The organism is Actinoallomurus spadix (assembly GCF_024055725.1).
Classification (GTDB): Bacteria; Actinomycetota; Actinomycetes; order Streptosporangiales; family Streptosporangiaceae; genus Actinoallomurus; species Actinoallomurus spadix.
This window is the reverse complement of sequence record NZ_JAMXMX010000037.1, coordinates 1-16,853: the sequence shown is the minus strand read 5'-3', so window position 1 is coordinate 16,853 and position 16,853 is coordinate 1. Positions and strand designations below refer to the sequence as shown.

General features: G+C 70.8%; 14 protein-coding genes. 8 read left to right on the top strand and 6 right to left on the bottom strand.

What is annotated here, in order from left to right; translation table 11 throughout:
• Positions 1-61: 61 nt before the first annotated feature.
• Positions 62-421 (bottom strand): ArsR/SmtB family transcription factor, encoded by a 360-nt coding sequence (locus NE235_RS34255; RefSeq protein ID WP_252810533.1) that lies wholly within the window; start codon positions 419-421, stop codon positions 62-64.
• A 40-nt stretch (positions 422-461) separates the two neighbouring features.
• Here NE235_RS34255 and NE235_RS34250 point away from each other — a divergent pair, with 40 nt between their 5' ends.
• Positions 462-950 carry a YybH family protein gene (locus NE235_RS34250; protein WP_252810531.1) on the top strand — a complete coding sequence of 163 codons (489 nt, stop codon included), beginning with the start codon at positions 462-464 and terminating at the stop codon, positions 948-950.
• 52 nt (positions 951-1,002) lie between these two features.
• Here the strand turns inward: NE235_RS34250 and NE235_RS34245 are convergent, their stop codons facing one another.
• Complete coding sequence (locus tag NE235_RS34245) at positions 1,003-2,214, bottom strand: pyridoxal phosphate-dependent aminotransferase (protein WP_252810529.1); 1,212 nt, start codon at positions 2,212-2,214, stop codon at positions 1,003-1,005.
• Positions 2,215-2,376: 162 nt separating this feature from the next.
• On the opposite strand from NE235_RS34245, the gene NE235_RS34240 reads away from it, so the two are divergent.
• From NE235_RS34240 to NE235_RS34230, 3 genes are read left to right on the top strand one after another with little or no spacing between them, the layout of a single operon-like run.
• Positions 2,377-3,015: a TetR/AcrR family transcriptional regulator gene (locus tag NE235_RS34240; RefSeq protein WP_252810527.1), complete on the top strand. Its 639-nt coding sequence runs from the start codon at positions 2,377-2,379 to the stop codon at positions 3,013-3,015.
• A gap of 10 nt (positions 3,016-3,025) precedes the next feature.
• The gene (locus tag NE235_RS34235; protein ID WP_252810525.1) at positions 3,026-4,021 is read left to right on the top strand and encodes an AurF N-oxygenase family protein; all 996 of its coding nucleotides are present in this window, start codon (positions 3,026-3,028) and stop codon (positions 4,019-4,021) included.
• A gap of 19 nt (positions 4,022-4,040) precedes the next feature.
• Complete coding sequence (locus NE235_RS34230) at positions 4,041-4,862, top strand: SDR family NAD(P)-dependent oxidoreductase (RefSeq protein WP_252810523.1); 822 nt, start codon at positions 4,041-4,043, stop codon at positions 4,860-4,862.
• A 135-nt stretch (positions 4,863-4,997) separates the two neighbouring features.
• Here NE235_RS34230 and ctaD read toward each other — a convergent pair whose 3' ends face one another.
• Positions 4,998-6,674 carry an aa3-type cytochrome oxidase subunit I gene (gene ctaD / locus NE235_RS34225; RefSeq protein ID WP_252810522.1) on the bottom strand — a complete coding sequence of 559 codons (1,677 nt, stop codon included), beginning with the start codon at positions 6,672-6,674 and terminating at the stop codon, positions 4,998-5,000.
• Positions 6,675-6,877: 203 nt separating this feature from the next.
• Here ctaD and NE235_RS34220 point away from each other — a divergent pair, with 203 nt between their 5' ends.
• Positions 6,878-8,890: a S53 family peptidase gene (locus NE235_RS34220; protein ID WP_252810520.1), complete on the top strand. Its 2,013-nt coding sequence runs from the start codon at positions 6,878-6,880 to the stop codon at positions 8,888-8,890.
• 198 nt (positions 8,891-9,088) lie between these two features.
• On the opposite strand, the gene NE235_RS34215 is transcribed toward NE235_RS34220, so the two are convergent.
• A complete protein-coding gene (locus tag NE235_RS34215; protein WP_252810518.1) occupies positions 9,089-10,000 on the bottom strand; it encodes a hypothetical protein in 912 nt (303 codons plus the stop codon).
• Between the two features lie 377 nt (positions 10,001-10,377).
• Here NE235_RS34215 and NE235_RS34210 point away from each other — a divergent pair, with 377 nt between their 5' ends.
• Positions 10,378-10,740, top strand: a complete 363-nt coding sequence (locus tag NE235_RS34210; protein ID WP_252810516.1) for a hypothetical protein — start codon at positions 10,378-10,380, stop codon at positions 10,738-10,740.
• Positions 10,741-10,746: 6 nt separating this feature from the next.
• Here the strand turns inward: NE235_RS34210 and NE235_RS34205 are convergent, their stop codons facing one another.
• A complete protein-coding gene (locus NE235_RS34205) occupies positions 10,747-11,817 on the bottom strand; it encodes an enolase C-terminal domain-like protein (protein ID WP_252810514.1) in 1,071 nt (356 codons plus the stop codon).
• The gene (locus NE235_RS34200) at positions 11,814-14,696 is read right to left on the bottom strand and encodes an FAD-binding and (Fe-S)-binding domain-containing protein (protein WP_252810512.1); all 2,883 of its coding nucleotides are present in this window, start codon (positions 14,694-14,696) and stop codon (positions 11,814-11,816) included. The genes NE235_RS34205 and NE235_RS34200 overlap by 4 nt, the downstream gene beginning before the upstream one ends.
• Before the next feature lie 80 nt (positions 14,697-14,776).
• Between NE235_RS34200 and NE235_RS34195 the strand changes: the two genes are divergently transcribed.
• Positions 14,777-16,561: a thiamine pyrophosphate-requiring protein gene (locus tag NE235_RS34195; protein ID WP_252810510.1), complete on the top strand. Its 1,785-nt coding sequence runs from the start codon at positions 14,777-14,779 to the stop codon at positions 16,559-16,561.
• Positions 16,562-16,617: 56 nt separating this feature from the next.
• The gene (locus NE235_RS34190; RefSeq protein WP_252810508.1) at positions 16,618-16,800 is read left to right on the top strand and encodes a hypothetical protein; all 183 of its coding nucleotides are present in this window, start codon (positions 16,618-16,620) and stop codon (positions 16,798-16,800) included.
• Positions 16,801-16,853: the final 53 nt, after the last annotated feature.

Below are 16,853 nucleotides of genomic sequence, written 5' to 3'. Positions count from 1 at the left end.
CGGCCGTTGGCCGGTGATCCGGACGGCCCGGATCATGGGGACCGGCCGCGGCCGCGAACGGTCAGGCGCGTTCCGCCAGCACGAGCGCCAGGAGGCCGGGGAACACCTGGTCGAACTCGGCTCTCCGGAGCCGGTTGAACCGGCGCGGCCCCTCGTCGCGCTGCTCGATCAGACCGGCGGCCCGCAGCACGGCGAAGTGGTGGCTCCGGGTCGCCTTGGACACCGGCAGGTCGAAGGTGCCGCAGGCGCGCGTCCAGTCGGGCTGCCCGGCGAGTTCGCGGAGGATCGTCCGGCGCACCGGGTCGGCGACCGCGTCGAGGGCGTCCTGGAGCGGCACCTCGGACGGATGGCGATGCGTCAGCCCGCGGGCGCGCGCGGACGCCCCGCGCACCTCGGTGTTCGATTCCCGTCGTACACTCATATGGTCGACCTCCATCGAACACTCTAGGCGAGGAGTTCCAGTGATCAGGCACACCGACCCGGCGTACGGCCCGAACGCGCGCAACCGCCTGTCCGAGACGGCGGATCCCTCTCCCGCGGGGGCGTACGCGGCCCTGGAGTCCTTCTACTACGCGCTCAACAACCGCGACGCGCAGGCCCTGCGGGAGGACTGGAGCGACCACCCCCTCGCCCAGCTCAACAACCCCCTCGGCGGCGTCCTGCGCGGCGGCGACGCGGTCGCCGGGCTGTACGAGAAGATCTTCACCGGCCCGGTGCGGGTGGAGGTCACCTTCGGCGACGTGGTGGAGTACGTCGGCGCGGACCACGCGGTGTTCGCCGGGCGCGAGGTCGGAACGTACACCGGCCCGGACGGCACGCCGGTCCCGCTGCGGATCCGGACGAGCCGGTACTTCCGCTACGAGGACGGGCGCTGGCGCCAGTTCCACCATCACGGCAGCATCGACGACCCGGAGGCCCTGGCGGCCTACCAGCGCGCCGTGCGAGGCTGACCGGCCCACCGGATCGGGCCGGAGCCGGAGCCGGCACCGGCGGCGGGGAGGGTCAGGCGCGGCGGGCGGCCAGGAACTCGGCCAGCCTGCCGATCGCCTCCTCGAGGTCGTCCGCGTGCTGCAGGGTGACGATCCGGAAGTGGTCGGTGGACGGCCAGTTGAAGCCGGTGCCCTGCACGACGAGGATCTGCCGGCTCTCCAGCAGGTCCAGCACGAAGCGCTGGTCGTCCTCGATGGGGTAGACCTCGGGATCCAGCCGCGGGAAGGCGTACAGCGCGCCGGAGGGCTTGACGCAGCTGACACCGGGGATCTCGTTGAGCAGCCGCCAGGCGCGGTCGCGCTGCTCACGCAGCCGGCCGCCGGGCAGGACGAGGTCCTTGATGCTCTGGTGACCGCCGAGCGCGGCCTGGATGGCGTGCTGGCCCGGGACGTTCGGGCACAGCCGCATGTTGGCGAGCATGTCCAGGCCCTCGATGTAGGACTCGGCGTGGTCCTTGGGCCCGGAGACGACCATCCAGCCGGAGCGGAACCCGCAGACGCGGTACGCCTTGGACAGGCCGGAGAAGGTCAGCGACAGCACGTCCGGGGCGAGCGGCGCGATCGAGACGTGCTCGGCGCCGTCGTACAGGATCCGGTCGTAGATCTCGTCGGCGAGGATCAGCAGGCCCCGCCGCCGGGCGAGCTCGGCGACGCCCTGCAGGAGCTCGCGCGTGTACACCGCGCCGGTGGGGTTGTTCGGATTGATGATGACGATGGCCTTGGTGGCCGGGGTGATCTTCGCCTCGATGTCCTCGAGGTCGGGCATCCAGTTCTGGTCCTCGTCGCAGAGGTAGTGCACCGGCGTGCCGCCGCAGAGGGAGACCGACGCCGTCCACAGCGGGTAGTCCGGGGCCGGGATCAGCACCTCGTCGCCGTTGTTCAGCAGGGCCTGCAGGGCCATGACGATCAGCTCGGACACGCCGTTGCCGAGGTAGACGTCGTCGACGCCGACGCCGGGGAAACCCTGCTGCTCGTAGTGCTGCACGACCGCCCGGCGGGCGGACAGGATGCCCTTGGAGTCGCTGTAGCCGTGCGCCGCCGGCAGGTTGCGGATGACGTCCTGGAGGATCTCGTCGGGCGCCTCGAACCCGAACGGGGCGGGGTTGCCGATGTGCAGCTTGAGGATCTGGTTGCCCTGGGCCTCCAGCTGCATGGCCCGCTTGAGGACCGGGCCCCGGATGTCGTACAGGACGTTGGCGAGCTTGTCCGACTGGCTGACCTGCATGGGGACACCCTAACGGGGTCTTCCCCGCCCCGTCGCCGGGATTACCCCGCCGCGGCGGGCCCCGCGCGCCGTTATTGGCATGGCGTCCAACAATGTGACCGGGACAACAAACAATCAGTCTTGATTGCATGTTTTCTCGCGCCTACCGTCGAAGATGTGTCAGTGAGCAGCCGCCGACGTCACGAGCAGGCCCCGCGCCGCGCCCCGCGCACCCAAGAGGAGCGCCGGGCGGAGACGCGGACCCGCCTGCTGGACGCCACCGTGGAGTGCCTCGCCGAGCTGGGCTGGTCGGGCACCTCGACGACCGAGGTCGCCCGCCGTGCCGGCGTCTCGCGGGGCGCCCAGCAGCATCACTACCCCACCAAGATGCTGCTGGTCGGGGCCGCGCTCGAGCACCTCCTGGAGCGGCAGCGACTCGCGTTCGAGCGGGCGTTCGCCGCGCTGCCGGCGGAGCGCCGCAACGTGGAGGGCGCGCTGGACCTGCTGTGGGAGACCTTCCGCCAGGCACCCGCGCTCGCCCTCATGGAGCTCGCGATGGCCGCGCGCACCGACGTGACGCTGCGCGAGCTGAGCATCGACATCAACGAGCGGATCATCGCGGTCATCCTCGAGGTGTTCCATCGGCTGTTCCCCGAGTCGGTGGACGAGGACACCGCGGCGACGCTCATCCGAGCGGTGTTCGCCATGTTCGTCGGGCTCACGTTGCAGCACTCCCTGGACGATGACGCCCACGGCCACCAGGCGGCGGTGCTCGGCCGCATCAAGGCGCTGGCCCGCCTGCTCATCCCCGATCCCGCCTGAGGGAGAGATCATGTCCAATCCCCCGAGCAAGACCCTGGACGAGGAGATCCGCGCGAAGGTCGAGGACCGCGCGGCCTACACCGGTGTGATCGAGCGCCTGTCGAAGGCATCGGTCGACAAGCACTGGGACGCCTACGCCGACATCCCCTGGGCCGACCCGGACTTCGCGGTCGACCCCGACGACCCCCGCTGGATCCTGCCGCCCGTCGACCCCCTCGGCCGTACGGAGTGGTACCGCTCACAGCCGCCGGGCGTGCAGTCCCGGATCGGGCTGTGGCGCGTGGCCACCATGATGAAGATCGGCCTGCAGTTCGAGAACCTGCTCAAGCGCGGGCTGCTGAACTACGCCTACCGGCTGCCGAACGGCTCCCCGGAGTTCCGCTACGTCCTGCACGAGACGAGCGAGGAATGTCAGCACGCCATGATGTTCCAGGAGTTCGTCAACCGGACGAAGATGCCGATCCGCGGGATGCCCAAGGCCCTCGACCTGCTGGCGCAGGTCTTCCCGCACATCCCGCGCATCTCGACGGAGCTGTTCTTCATCTTCGTGCTGGGCGGCGAGGACCCCATCGACTACGTCCAGCGCAAGACCATCAAGAGCGGCGACGACCTGCACCCGCTGCAGGACACGATCATGCGGATCCACATCGCGGAGGAGGCGCGGCACATCTCGTTCGCCCGCCACTACCTGCGCCACCGCGTGCCCGAGATGCCCGCCCCGCGCCGCCGGGCCCTGGCCGTGGCCACTCCGCTCGTCCTCGGCCGGATGGCGCGGATCATGCTCGCTCCCCCGGGCCCGATGGTGAAGTACTTCGGCATCCCGAAGGAGGTCGTGCGCGAGGCGTACGGCTCGGCCGCCTGGGCAGGGGAGTTCAAGAACTGCGTCGCCAAGATCCGCGACCTCGCCGCCGAGCTCGACCTGCTCGACCCCGTCAGCGTACGGGTCTGGAAGGCCGTCGGGCTCTGGGACACCCCGAAACCGCGCCGGGCCCGAGCCGCCCGCTGAGAACTCCCAAGGAGCCCGCATGTCCTCCCGGATCGCCATCGTCACCGGCGGAGCCTCCGGCATCGGCCGGGCCATCGCGGCCGCCCTCGCGGCGCGCGGTGACATCGTGACCGTCGCCGACATCGACGTCGCCGGGGCCGAGAAGGTCGCGGCCCGGCTGTCCGAGCGCGCGCCCGCCACGGCCGCCGCCCTGGACGTGACCGACGCCGACGCGGTCGCCGCGCTCTACCGGTCGGTCCGGGAGGAGCACGGCCGCCTCGACCTCGTCTTCAACAACGCCGGCATCGCCGTCGGCGGCCTCACCGAGGAGATGACCCTCGACCACTGGAACCGCACGATCGACGTCAACCTGCGGGGCGTCGTCCACGGCGTCCACGCGGCGTACCCGATCATGCTGGAGCAGGGGTACGGGCACATCGTCAACACCGCGTCGCTGGCCGGCCTCGTGCCCGCGCCGCTGATGCTGCCCTACACGACCACCAAGCACGCGGTCGTCGGGATGAGCCTGGCGCTGCGCGCGGAGGCGGCGAGCCGGGGCGTGCGGGTGAGCGTGATCTGCCCGGGATTCGTCGACACGCCCTTGCTCGACAACGCCAACCCGGGCCTGCCGGCGACCGAGACCGGCAGGAACGCCCGGCGGGCGGCGCAGCAGGTGCAGCGCCGGCTCTACTCCGCCTCCGCGCTGGCCCGCGACGTGCTGCGCGGGATCGACCGGAACGACGCGCTCATCGTGGCGCCGGCGTCGGGCCGGGCGGCCTGGCGGGGCGCGCGGCTGTCGCCGCGGGCGGCGGTCCGCATCGCGGGCCTGAGCGTGCGGCGCATGCGCCGGCTCGGCGGCTGACGGCGGCCCGCGCCGCGTACGGGCCCCGGTCCCGGGCACGGCCCGCCGCCGGTCGTCCATCTGCCGGCGGTCGGCCGCCCGCACCGGGGGCGTACGGGAGAGGCCGTCGCTCCCGGGGCCGTACGGGAGCGCCGCTCACTCCCGGCGCCCGGCCGGGAGCTCCTCGGTCGGCGTGGTCGGCAGGCGCGGATAGTGCAGGTCGAACGCCGGCCGCTCGGAGCGGATCCGCGGGATCGAGGTGAAGTTGTGCCGCGGCGGTGGGCAGGACGTCGCCCACTCGAGGGAGTTGCCGAAGCCCCAGGGGTCGTCGACTCCGACGCGCGGCGCCTTCCGCCAGGTCAGGTACACGTTGTAGATGAACACGAGCGTCGAGGCCCCCAGCAGGAACGCGCCGAGGGTGGAGATCAGGTTCAGCAGGGTGAAGGCCCGGGGGTAGTCGGCGTAGCGGCGCGGCATGCCCTCCGCGCCGAGCCAGTGCTGGATCAGGAACGTCGTGTGGAACCCGATGAACAGCATCCAGAAGTGGATCTTCCCGAGCAGGTCGTTGAGCATCCTCCCCGTCATCTTCGGCCACCAGTAGTAGAACCCGGCGAACATCGCGAAGACCACCGTGCCGAACAGCACGTAGTGGAAGTGCGCCACGACGAAGTAGGAGTCGTTGACGTGGAAGTCCAGCGGCGGTGACGCGAGGATCACGCCGGTCAGGCCGCCGAACAGGAACGTGACGAGGAACCCGATCGCCCACAGCATCGGCGACTGGAAGGACAGGTGTCCCCGCCACATCGACCCGACCCAGTTGAAGAACTTCACTCCGGTCGGGATGGCGATCAGGTACGTCATGAAGGAGAAGAACGGCAGCAGCACCTGCCCGGTTGGGAACATGTGGTGCGCCCACACCACCGCCGACAGCCCGGTGATCGACATCGTCGCGCCGACCATGCCGACGTACCCGAACAGCGGCTTACGGGCGAAGACCGGGATGATCTCGGTCACGATGCCGAAGAACGGCAACGCGACGATGTAGACCTCCGGATGGCCGAACCACCAGAACAGGTGCTGCCAGAGCATGGCGCCGTTGACCTGCGGGTCGAACACGTGCGCGCCGAGCTTGCGGTCCGCGAACAGCACGAGCAGTGCCGCCGCCAGGACGGGGAAGGCCAGCAGGACGAGGATGGCGGTGAACAGGATGTTCCACGTGAAGATCGGCATTCGGAACATCGTCATGCCCGGCGCCCGCATGCAGATGATCGTCGTTATGAAGTTGACCGAGGTCAGGATGGTGCCGAGCCCGGACAGGACGAGCCCCATGATCCACAGATCGGGCCCGATGCCAGGGGTGCGCACGACGCTGTTCAACGGCGCGTAGGCGTACCAGCCGAAGTCCGCCGGCCCGTTCGGGATGAACCCGGACGCCAGCACCATGAGCCCGCCGAAGAGGAACACCCAGTAGCTGAACATGTTCAGCCGTGGGAACGCGACGTCCGGCGACCCGATCTGCAGCGGCATCATCACGTTGGCGAACCCGGCGAACAGCGGGGTGGCGAACAGCAGCAGCATGATCGTGCCGTGCAGGGTGAACAGCGTGTTGTACTCCTGGTTGCTCACGAACTGCCGGCCGGGGTGCATGAGCTCGGCGCGGATGAGCATCGCCATCAGCCCGGCGATCAGGAAGAAGATGAAAGAAGTGGTCAGATACAGATAACCGATCACCTTGTGATCGGTCGACGACACCCAGTTGACGAGGGTCTGCCCCTTGGAACGGGGCTGGGACGGTTCAGCCGCGGCCGGAGGCGTACGCCCGAGTAGGACCATGAGGTCTCCCCTGCCCTCATGCACCGCCGCCTTCCACTATCAGCGGTCGGTCCGCCATCCGCAAGAGCGGCGCTGGATGTCCAATTGTGGCCCCCAGTTCCCGATTTGAGCATCTATTTCATAACGACTCTTGATTAACACGGGCCCCACCGAAATCCTCGCGACGCGGCGTTCCCCTACGCCGCTCACGAAAGGACTGGTGGATGTCCCGAGACGGACGACGCCGCGTGCTGACGGCCGCGGCCGTGGCCCTGCCGCTCCTCGCGGCGGGCCTGGCGGCCACGACCACGGCACAGGCGAACGACCGCAGACCGGTCGCCGGCACCCGCCCCACGTGGGCCCGTGCCTCCGCCGACCGCGGCAAGACCAACGACGCGCAGCGGCTGGACGCGAGGATCTGGCTGGCCGGCAAGGACCCCAAGGGTCTCGACGCCTACGCCCAGGCGGTCTCCACGCCCGGCGGCCCGCTGTACCGCAAGTTCCTCAGTCCCGCCGACTTCGACAGGCTCTTCGGCCCCACGGACGCGCAGAAGAACGCCGTGCGGTCCTGGCTGACGTCCGCGGGCCTGACGGTCGACGCGGTCAACAGCCACTACATCCACGTCACCGGGCGCGTCGCCGACGCGAAGAAGGCGTTCGCCACCGACTTCCACGACTACGCCGCCCAGCGCACGATCGTGCGGGCGCCCGCCGGTGAGGCGACCGTCCCCGCCTCGGTCGCCTCGGCCGTGCGCACGATCACCGGCCTGGACGGCGCCAAGCACGTCCGGGTCCACAGCGACACGCTGCCCCCGCCCGAGCAGAACTACTGGGTCGCCCAGCCGTGCGAGCAGTACTACGGCCAGAAGATCGCCACCGAGCAGCCCAAGGCGTACGGCAAGCACCAGCCGTACGCGATGTGCGGCCTGCTGCCCAAACAGCTGCGCGGCGCGTACGGCGCCACGTCGAGCGGCCTGACCGGCAAGGGCGCGACGGTCGCGATCGTCGACGCCTACGCCGCGCCGAAGATGCTCGAGGTCTCGAACATCTTCTCCAAGAAGTACGGTGAGCAGCCGTTCGCCAAGGGCCAGTACCGCGAGGTGCTGCCCGCGACGTTCGACTACACCGAGGAGTGCGGCGCGGCCGGCTGGTACGGCGAGGAGGCCCTGGACGTCACGGCCGTGCACGCGGTGGCGCCCAAGGCCAAGGTCGTGTACGCGGGCGCGCAGAACTGCCTCGACACCGGCCTCGACGACGCCATGCTGAACATCGTCGACCATCACCTGGCCGACATCGTCAGCAACTCCTGGGGCGACCTGTCGGAGCACTACACGCAGGCGATGATCGACGCGGAAGAGTCGATCTACAAGCAGGGCGCCATCGAGGGCATCGGCTTCTACTTCTCCACCGGTGACTGCGGCTACGAGGTGCCGGGCACGCCGTGCCAGGCGCGCTACGGCGACTACGGCTCGACGAGGCGCCAGACCGACATGCCCGCCTCCGACCCGTGGGTGACCGCGGTCGGCGGCACGACCCTGGCGGTCGGCAAGCGCAACGACTACAAGTTCGAGACCGGCTGGAACTTCACCACCGACAGTCTGTCCGCGGACGGCAAGAAGTGGGACCCGGCGCCTCCCGGCCACTACCCGGACAACTACGCGGGCGGCTCCGGCGGCGGCACCAGCGAGCTGTTCACCCAGCCCGGCTACCAGCGGGCGGTCGTGCCGTCGTCGCTGAGCCGTACGCTGCCGAACGGCTCGAAGGCGGCCAAGCCGATGCGCGTCATCCCGGACATCGCGGCCGTGGCGGACTCGACCACCGGCATCCGGTACCCGGCGTGGTCCGAGCTGCCGGACGGGACGTACGGCTACGCGGAGAGCCGTGTGGGCGGCACCAGCCTCGCCTGCCCGGTCATCGCCGGCCTGCAGGCGCTCGCCCAGCAGCGTCAGGGCGGCGCGCCGATCGGTTTCGCCAACCCGGCGATCTACCTGCGGGCGGGCAAGGGCCTCCTCCACGACGTGACCGACACCCCGCTCGGGAAGAACAACCCGGTGGCGTTCGTGCGGACGAACTACACGAACCCGTACCTCAAGCAGGGCCCGCTGGTCTACGTGCTGCGCACCACCGGCAACTACGGCATCCCCAAGGGTGACGCGTTGCCCGCGGTCCGCGGCTACGACAGCATCACCGGCGTCGGCACCCCGACGGCGAAGTACCTGCTGTCGTACCGGTTCTGACGGCTCGCCGCCGGCCGTGACCGGCCGGCGAAGCGGGGGCCGGGTGCGTTCGCGCACCCGGCCCCCTGTCGCGTCGGCTGGATGCCATCGGCATGGTCGCCGTCGCCGTTGACGGAGCGTGTCCGATTCACCCGGCCTGCTACGTCACCACCGGCGTCGAAGTGGTCGATCGGACTCGGGACTTCGTCCGGGTCGCGCTCAGGCGCGGATGACGGAGCGGAGGTGCTCGCGGGCGTCGTGCATCTCCGGAGCGCCGGCCCAGCGGCCGGACAGCCGGTAGACGTCGGCGATGTGGGTGCCCACCCGCGCGGAGGAGATGAGCGGCGCGATGCGGGCCAGCGCGGTCATGCGGTCGGCGGCCATCGGCGTGTCGCCCGCCCGGAGCGCCGCCTCGACCTCCCACGCCTGGTAGGCGACGAACAGGAGCGTGGAGCACTGCGCGCCGAGGCGGACGGCCTCGGCGATGGCCGATCGGGCGTCGTCGTGCTCGCGCATCCCGAGCATGGCGACCCCGACGTTGCCCAGCATGTCGGCGGTCTCGTAGGTGGGCAGGCCGCCGGCCGTCAGGGCCTCCTCCAGCACCTCCCGCGCCGCGCGCTCCTGCCCGGGCAGCAGTGCAAGGGAGCGCCCGAGCCGCAGTCGCAGCCACGCCCGGCGGGCCGGTGGGAGATCGCCGAGCCGCAGGCCGAGCCGCGCGTACATCGCGCCGCGGTCGCCCCGCCGCTGGTCGATGTTGATGCGGCTCAGCGTGCTGTACGCGTCGGCCTGGGCGCGGATGCTGGCGGAGCGCCGGGCCAGGGCGAGGGCGAAGACCCCGGTCCGCTCGGCCGCCGAGTAGCGCCGGGAGTCGTACAGCACGCGCGCGGCCTCGCAGGCGAGGTCGGAGGACGCCTCCTGGAGCGCCCGATCGGTGCCGTGGACGGCCGGCCCGACCTTGCGGAGATGGCGCAGCGCCGCGGAGACGACCGGGGCTCCGCCCTGCTGATAACGGTCGTGCGCGAGGCGTTCGGCGAGTTGCCGTACGTAGCCGGGATCCTGGTAGGGACCGACCTTCGGAGAGGGAACGAACGTGATGGATGCGGCCGCTGCGACGAACTCTCTGCGCCTCACGGGATCGTCCTCCGAAATGGGCGATATGCGTACTTCCCAACCTATGCGACTCAGCAGCCGTTCCGTACGGCCGATACCAGGATCGCGCATCCCGCGGGAAGCCTGGGACACCCAACTCTGCGATACTCCCAGCTCACGAGCGAGATCGAGCTGCGACCAGCCGTGCAGCCCCATGATGGAACGAAGCGCCTCCGGGAGACCGTGACCGTCCATATTCGCAGAGTAGTGCGCAACGCACTCACCCGGCTACCGTCGCCATACGGAAGGCGTGCATCATTTAAAGCACACAGCGGACGTTCGCAACACCGTCATTGACCGGTCGAAACAGCATGGGTCGATGACCTGTTCGAACACGGTGATTCCGGAAGGGAACTCCGATGGGCGCATGTCCCACTCCCCACCGCGAAACCCTCGAACACGCACTACGCGCCCTCGCCGACGCGGTGACCGGGCTCGGGCTGCATGTCGTGCCGACCGGGCCCCTGACCCTGGCGGTGAGCGGGGAGCCGCCCGCGCCCGAGGAGCAGGACGGTGACCGGCTCGCCGCGCTCCTCGCGCCCGCCGAGCCGCTCACTCAGTCCGTCACGATCGAGTCCCACGACGGCCGGCTCTGGTGGTGCTGGGTGTGGACCGACCCCGGCCGCGACGGGCACGAGTCCGAGCCGATCCGGCCGGTCGAGGAGATCACCGAGGTGGCACGGCGCATCCGCACCGTGGTCGCCCTGCCCTCCGCCACCTGACCGGGGTCACCGGACCCGGTAGCGCTCGGCGTCGGCGTGCTTGAAGGACAGTCCGAGGCCCGGCGCGTCCTCGCGCGGGCGGACGCGGCCGCCCTTCGGCGACAGGGCGCCGTCGAACAGCATCGACTCGATCCGCACGTGGTCGTGGAACCACTCGATGTGCCGGGCGTTCGGGATCGCCGCCATCACCGCCGCGTGCAGGTGCGGCGCGCAGTGCGCCGACAGGTCCTTGCCGTGCGCGCGGGCGAGACCGGCCACCCGCAGGAATTCGGTGATGCCCCCGACGCGGGTGACGTCGGCCTGCGGGCAGTCCACGGCGTCGATCAGCCGGGTGAAGTACGGCAGGTCGTAGCCGTACTCCCCGGCGGCCACCTCGCACTCGACCTCCCGGCGGACCTCCCGCAGACCGGGCAGGTCGTCGGAGGTGACGGGCTCCTCGAACCACCGCAGGTCCACGTCGGCGGCCCGGTGGGCGACGCGGATCGCCTGTTTCGCGGAGTAGGCGCCGTTGGCGTCGGCGTACAGCTCCACGCCGCCGCCGATGACCTCCCGGGCGAGTTCGAGGCGCCGCAGGTCGCGGCTCTCGTCGGTCCCCCACGACTCACCGATCTTGATCTTCACCCGGGGGATGCCGAGGTCCCCCGCCCAGTGGCCGAGCTGCTCCCGCGTCCGGGCCGCGTCGTACGTGGTGAAACCGCCGGAGCCGTACACCGGCACCTCGGTGCGCACGGCGCCGAGGAGCCGGTGCAGCGGGAGCCCGAGGGTGCGGGCGCGCAGGTCCCACAGCGCGCAGTCGACCGCGGAGATCGCCATGGAGCAGATCCCGGGCCGCCCGGCGTTGCGGACCGCCCGGCACATCTCCTCGTGCGACCCCTGGACGTCCTCGGTCACCACCGGCGCCAGCTCGGAGGTCACGAGGTCGGCGATGGCGGCCGGGCCGTACGTCCAGCCGAGGCCGGAGCGGCCGTCCGCGCGGGCCTCGACGAGCACCATGGTCGTGGAGGTCCACTCCAGGGTGCCGTCGGCCTCGGGCCCGTCGGTCGGGATCGTGTACGCGGCGGCCGTGAGCCGGATCATGTGAGCACCTCGGCCAGGAGCTCGGCGAGGTGGACGGGCCGGGCGTCGGTCCGCTGCTCGATCTGGGTCCGGCAGGAGAAGCCGTCGGCGAGGATCCGGGTGCCGTCCGGCGCCTTCCGTACGGCGGGCAGCACGCCCAGCTCGCCGACGCCGACGGACACCTCGTAGTGGCCGCGCTCGAAGCCGAAGTTGCCGGCGAGGCCGCAGCAGCCCTCGTCGAGGACCTCGGCCTGGATCCCGGCGCGGGCCAGCAGCTCGCCGTCGGCGTCGAACCCCCAGATGGCGTGCTGGTGGCAGTGCGGCTGGGCGATGGCGTGGACCCCGGTTCCGGGCAGCGGCGCGGTGACGAACCCCGGCGCCCGGTCGAGAAGGAACTCCGACAGCGAGTGCGTCCGCTTCGCCAGCAGCCGCACGTCCTCGGCCACCGGCTCGCCGTCCAGCAGCTCCGGAGCGTCGGAACGGAAGACCGCCGTGCAGCTCGGCTCCAGGCCGATGACGGGCACGCCCCGGCGCAGCCGTGGCGCGAGGGCGCGGACCGTACGGCGCAGCACGCGCGCGGCCGTGCCGAGCTGACCCGTGGAGATCCACGTCAGCCCGCAGCAGAGCGGGACGGGTGGCACCTCGACGCGGAACCCGGCGGCCTCCAGCACGCGGACGGCGGCCTTGCCTGCGTCGGGGTGGAAGTTGTTCGTGAAGGTGTCCGGCCACAGCACGACCGGGTCGCCGTCCCCCTGGGATCCGCGCCGGGCGAACCAGTCGGTGAAGCGCTCCCCGGCGAAGTGCGGCAGGTCACGGCGCCGGTCGACGCCGCCGGCCCACTTGACGACCCGGTTCAGGCCGGGGGCGTGCGTGACCTTGTTGACCAGGCCCGGCGCCGCCGCGGCCAGCCGCGCCGACAGAGGCAGCCAGCCCATCGAGTAGTGCTCGCGCGGCCGGATCCGCCACCGGTAGTGGTGGGACAGGAACTCCGCCTTGTAGGTCGCCATGTCGACGTGGACGGGGCACTCGCCGCGGCAGCCCTTGCAGGCCAGGCACAGGTCCAGGGCGTCGTTGACGTCCTCGGACCGCCAGCCGTCGGTGATCGTCTCGCCGCGCATCATCTCCATGAGGACGCGCGCGCGGCCCCGCGTGGAGTGCTCCTCCTCGCGGGTCACCCGGTAGCTCGGGCACATCACGCCGCCGGATGACGACCGGCACTTGCCGATGCCGACGCACCGGGCGGCGGCGTGGGTGAACCGGTGGTGGTCCTCCGGGTACGAGAAGTGGGTCCGTGGCTCGCGCGGGTTGTAGTCCAGGTGGTCGAGGTTCTCGTCGAGCCGGTGCACGCGCCGGCCGGGCGGGGCCGCGACCTTGCCCGGGTTCATCCGGTCGCCGGGGTCGAAGATCCGCTTGTACCGGCCGAACAGCGCCACGACCTCGTCGCCGAACATGATCGGCAGGAGTTCGGCGCGGGACTGGCCGTCGCCGTGCTCACCGGACAGCGACCCGCCGTAGGAGGCCACCAGCCGGGCCGCCCGCTCGACGAACCGGCGGTACTTCCCGACCCCGTCCGGGTCCTCCAGGTCGAAGGCGATGCGGGTGTGCACGCAGCCCTGCCCGAAGTGGCCGTACAGCGACGCCTGCCCGTAGTCGAACTCGTTCAGCAGGGCCCGGAAGTCGCGCAGGTAGTCGCCGAGCCGGTCGGGCGGGACCGCGGCGTCCTCCCAGCCCTCATGGGTGTCGGGGTGGCCCGGCGGGTACGCGGTCGCGCCGAGGCCCGCCTCGCGGATCTTCCACAGGCGCTCCTCCTCGCCGGGGTCGTCCAGGAAGGCCACGTGCGGATCGTGCTCGGTCCCCTTCAGGTCCCTGATCATGCGCTCCGCGCGCTCGTCGGCCTCCTCCCGGGTGTCGCCGCCGAAGCGGACCATGAGCCAGCCCGATCCCTCGGGCAGCCCTCCCAGGGCCTGCTTGCCCGCGACGTTCTCGGCGCGGGCGATGTCGATCAGCGTCTCGTCGAGGCCCTCCAGCGCGAGCGGCTTGTAGCTCGCGACCCTGGTGACCGCGTCGCCGGCCCGGAAGATGTCGGGGTACCCCAGAACGGCGAGCGTCTGGTGGTTCGGCACCGGGAACAGCTCGATCTCCGCGTGCAGCACGGTGACCAGCGTCGACTCGCTGCCGACGAGCGCCCGCGCCACGTTGAAGTGGTTCTCCGGGAGCAGGGAGTCGAGGTTGTAGCCGGAGATGCGGCGCGGGATGTCGGGGTACCGCGTGCGGATCAGGGCGAGATTGTCGTCGATGAGCCCGCGCATCGCCCGGTAGATCTCGGCGCGCCGGCCGCCCTCGGCGAGGATCTTCTCGTACTCCTCGTCGGAGGTCTCCCCGACCCACATCCGGACGCCGTCGTAGGTCAGCACCTCCAGGCGGATCACCGAGTCGGCCATCTTGCCGTACGCCTGCGCGGTCGCGCCGCACGAGTTGTTGCCGATCATCCCGCCGATCGTGCACGTGTCGTGGGTGGACGGCTTCGGCCCGACCTGCAGCCCGTGCGGGGCCAGCAGGTCGTTCAGGTCGTCCAGGCAGATGCCCGGCTGCACGAGCGCGCGGCGCCGGTCCTCGTCGAGCCGGATGAGGTTGTTGCAGTACTTGGACCAGTCGATGACCACGCCCTCGTTGCAGCACTCTCCGGCCAGGCTGGTCCCGCCGCCCCGCGAGAACACCGGCGCGTCATGCTCCCGGCAGACCCGGACCGCCTCGACGGCGGCGTCGACATTGTGGGGCACCACCACCCCGATCGGCGTCTGCCGGTAATTCGACGAGTCATGTGAGTACGCCGCGCGCGAGCCCGCGTCGAACCTGACCTCCCCGTCGACCCGCGCTTCGAGATCTCGCTGAAGGCTCATAGGAGTCCGGTTACCCGCAGAGCAGGTTTCAACCGCGTGCGCCGGGAACGGCAACCTTCGTAACCGCACGAGGAGGAGAGATGACGCGCACTGTCGCCGACCACCTGCTGGAGCGCCTCCGCGAGTGGGGCGTGGAGTACCTCTTCGGGTATCCGGGAGACGGTATCAACGGCATCATCGCCGCCCTCGAGCGGGCGGACGACGATCCCAAGTTCATCCAGGCCCGCCACGAGGAGATGGCCGCCTTCGAGGCCGTCGGGTACGCCAAGATGAGCGGTAGGCCCGCCATCTGCACGGCGACCAGCGGTCCGGGCGCCATTCACCTGCTGAACGGCCTGTACGACGCCAAGCTCGACCACGTCCCGGTGGTGGCGATCGTCGGGCAGACCGCCCGGTCCGCGATGGGCGGCAACTACCAGCAGGAGGTCGACCTGCTGTCGCTGTTCAAGGACGTGGCCAGCGACTACGTGCAGATGGCGACCGTTCCGTCGCAGTTCCCGAACCTGCTGGACCGCGCGATCCGGATCGCCCTGGACGAGCGGGCTCCGACGGCCATCATCATCCCGTCGGACCTGCAGGAGGAGGAGTACACGCCGCCCGCGCACGCGTTCAAGAACGTCCCATCCAGCGCGCCGGGGTACACGCCGCCGGTCACCGTCGCGCCGCCGCAGGAGATCGAGCGGGCGGCGGAGGTCCTGAACGCCGGAGAGCGCGTCGCCATCCTCATCGGGCAGGGCGCCCGCAGGGCCGCCGCCGAGGTGCACGAGGTCGCCGAGCTGACCGGCGCCGGCGTGGCCAAGGCGCTGCTCGGCAAGGACGTCCTGCCGGACACCCTGCCGTACGTCACCGGCTCCATCGGCCTGCTCGGCACCCGGCCGTCGTACGAGATGATGCGCGACTGCGACACGCTGCTCATCGTCGGGTCGAACTTCCCGTACACGCAGTTCCTCCCTGAGTTCGGGCAGGCGCGCGCCGTGCAGATCGACGTCGACGGCAAGCTGATCGGGATGCGCTACCCGACCGAGGTCAACCTGGTCGGTGACGCGGCCGAGACGCTGCGGCGGCTCATCCCGCTGCTGAAGAAGAACAAGAACCGGTCCTGGCGCAAGAAGGTCGAGAAGAACATCGAGCGCTGGTGGGAGACCGTCCAGCGCGAGGCCATGGTCGAGGCCGATCCGATCAACCCGATGCGGCTGTTCTACGAGCTGAACGAGCGGCTGCCCAAGGACGCCATCCTGACCGCCGACTCCGGGTCGGCGGCGAACTGGTACGCCCGCGACCTGCGGCTGCCGTCGGGCGTCCGCGGCACGCTGTCCGGCACGCTGGCCACCATGGGCCCGGGCGTGCCGTACGCCATCGGCGCGAAGTTCGCCCACCCCGACCGGCCGGCGATCGCGTTCGTCGGCGACGGCGCCATGCAGATGAACGGCATGGCGGAGCTGATCACGATCCGCCGCTACGCCGACCTGTGGGAGGACCGGCGGCTGATCGTCGCCGTGCTGCACAACAACGATCTGAACCAGGTCACCTGGGAGCTGCGGGCGATGGGCGGGGCCCCGAAGTTCGTGGAGTCGCAGGCGCTGCCCGAGGTCTCCTACGCCGGGTTCGCGAAGATGGTCGGCCTGGAGGGGATCCACGTCGACAAGCCCGATGAGATCGGGCCCGCCTGGGACCGCGCGCTGAGCGCGGACGGACCGGTCGTCCTCGACGTCCGATGCGACCCCGACATCCCGCCGATCCCGCCGCACGCGGAGTTCTCCCAGATCAAGGACATGACCGAGGCGGTGCTGAAGGGCGACCCCGATCGGGTCGGCATCGTCAAGAAGGGCATCAAGACCAAGATGCAGGAGCTCATCCACCGCTGACCCGCGGGGCGGGGCACCGATCCGGACGACCACACCACCGACCCGTGGAGGTACTCATGGACTCTCGGCACGAGCCGCGCGACCCGGAGGGCGCCCGGCAGGAGGACGACGCCGCGCGCCTGTCGGAGCAGGCCGCCGAGCACGTCGGACGCGGCTACGACTCGACCCAGGACGCCTTCGTGCGCGAGCAGCGCGAACAGGGCAAGGCCGAGGACGACGAGGACGTCTCTCCGCGCTGACCCGAGCCACCCGAACGCCCGCTCTCCGGCGACCACCGGCACCGCGATGAACG

Excerpts from the sequence above, each read along its gene's own strand:
- NE235_RS34200 (WP_252810512.1), bottom strand. The coding sequence starts at position 14,696 with ATGAGCCTTCAGCGAGATCTCGAAGCGCGGGTCGACGGGGAGGTCAGG.
- NE235_RS34205 (WP_252810514.1), bottom strand. The coding sequence starts at position 11,817 with ATGATCCGGCTCACGGCCGCCGCGTACACGATCCCGACCGACGGGCCC.
- NE235_RS34235 (WP_252810525.1), top strand. The coding sequence starts at position 3,026 with ATGTCCAATCCCCCGAGCAAGACCCTGGACGAGGAGATCCGCGCGAAG.
- NE235_RS34230 (WP_252810523.1), top strand. The coding sequence starts at position 4,041 with ATGTCCTCCCGGATCGCCATCGTCACCGGCGGAGCCTCCGGCATCGGC.
- NE235_RS34190 (WP_252810508.1), top strand. The coding sequence starts at position 16,618 with ATGGACTCTCGGCACGAGCCGCGCGACCCGGAGGGCGCCCGGCAGGAG.
- NE235_RS34255 (WP_252810533.1), bottom strand. The coding sequence starts at position 421 with ATGAGTGTACGACGGGAATCGAACACCGAGGTGCGCGGGGCGTCCGCG.
- NE235_RS34195 (WP_252810510.1), top strand. The coding sequence starts at position 14,777 with ATGACGCGCACTGTCGCCGACCACCTGCTGGAGCGCCTCCGCGAGTGG.
- NE235_RS34210 (WP_252810516.1), top strand. The coding sequence starts at position 10,378 with ATGGGCGCATGTCCCACTCCCCACCGCGAAACCCTCGAACACGCACTA.
- NE235_RS34220 (WP_252810520.1), top strand. The coding sequence starts at position 6,878 with ATGTCCCGAGACGGACGACGCCGCGTGCTGACGGCCGCGGCCGTGGCC.
- ctaD (WP_252810522.1), bottom strand. The coding sequence starts at position 6,674 with ATGGTCCTACTCGGGCGTACGCCTCCGGCCGCGGCTGAACCGTCCCAG.
- NE235_RS34245 (WP_252810529.1), bottom strand. The coding sequence starts at position 2,214 with ATGCAGGTCAGCCAGTCGGACAAGCTCGCCAACGTCCTGTACGACATC.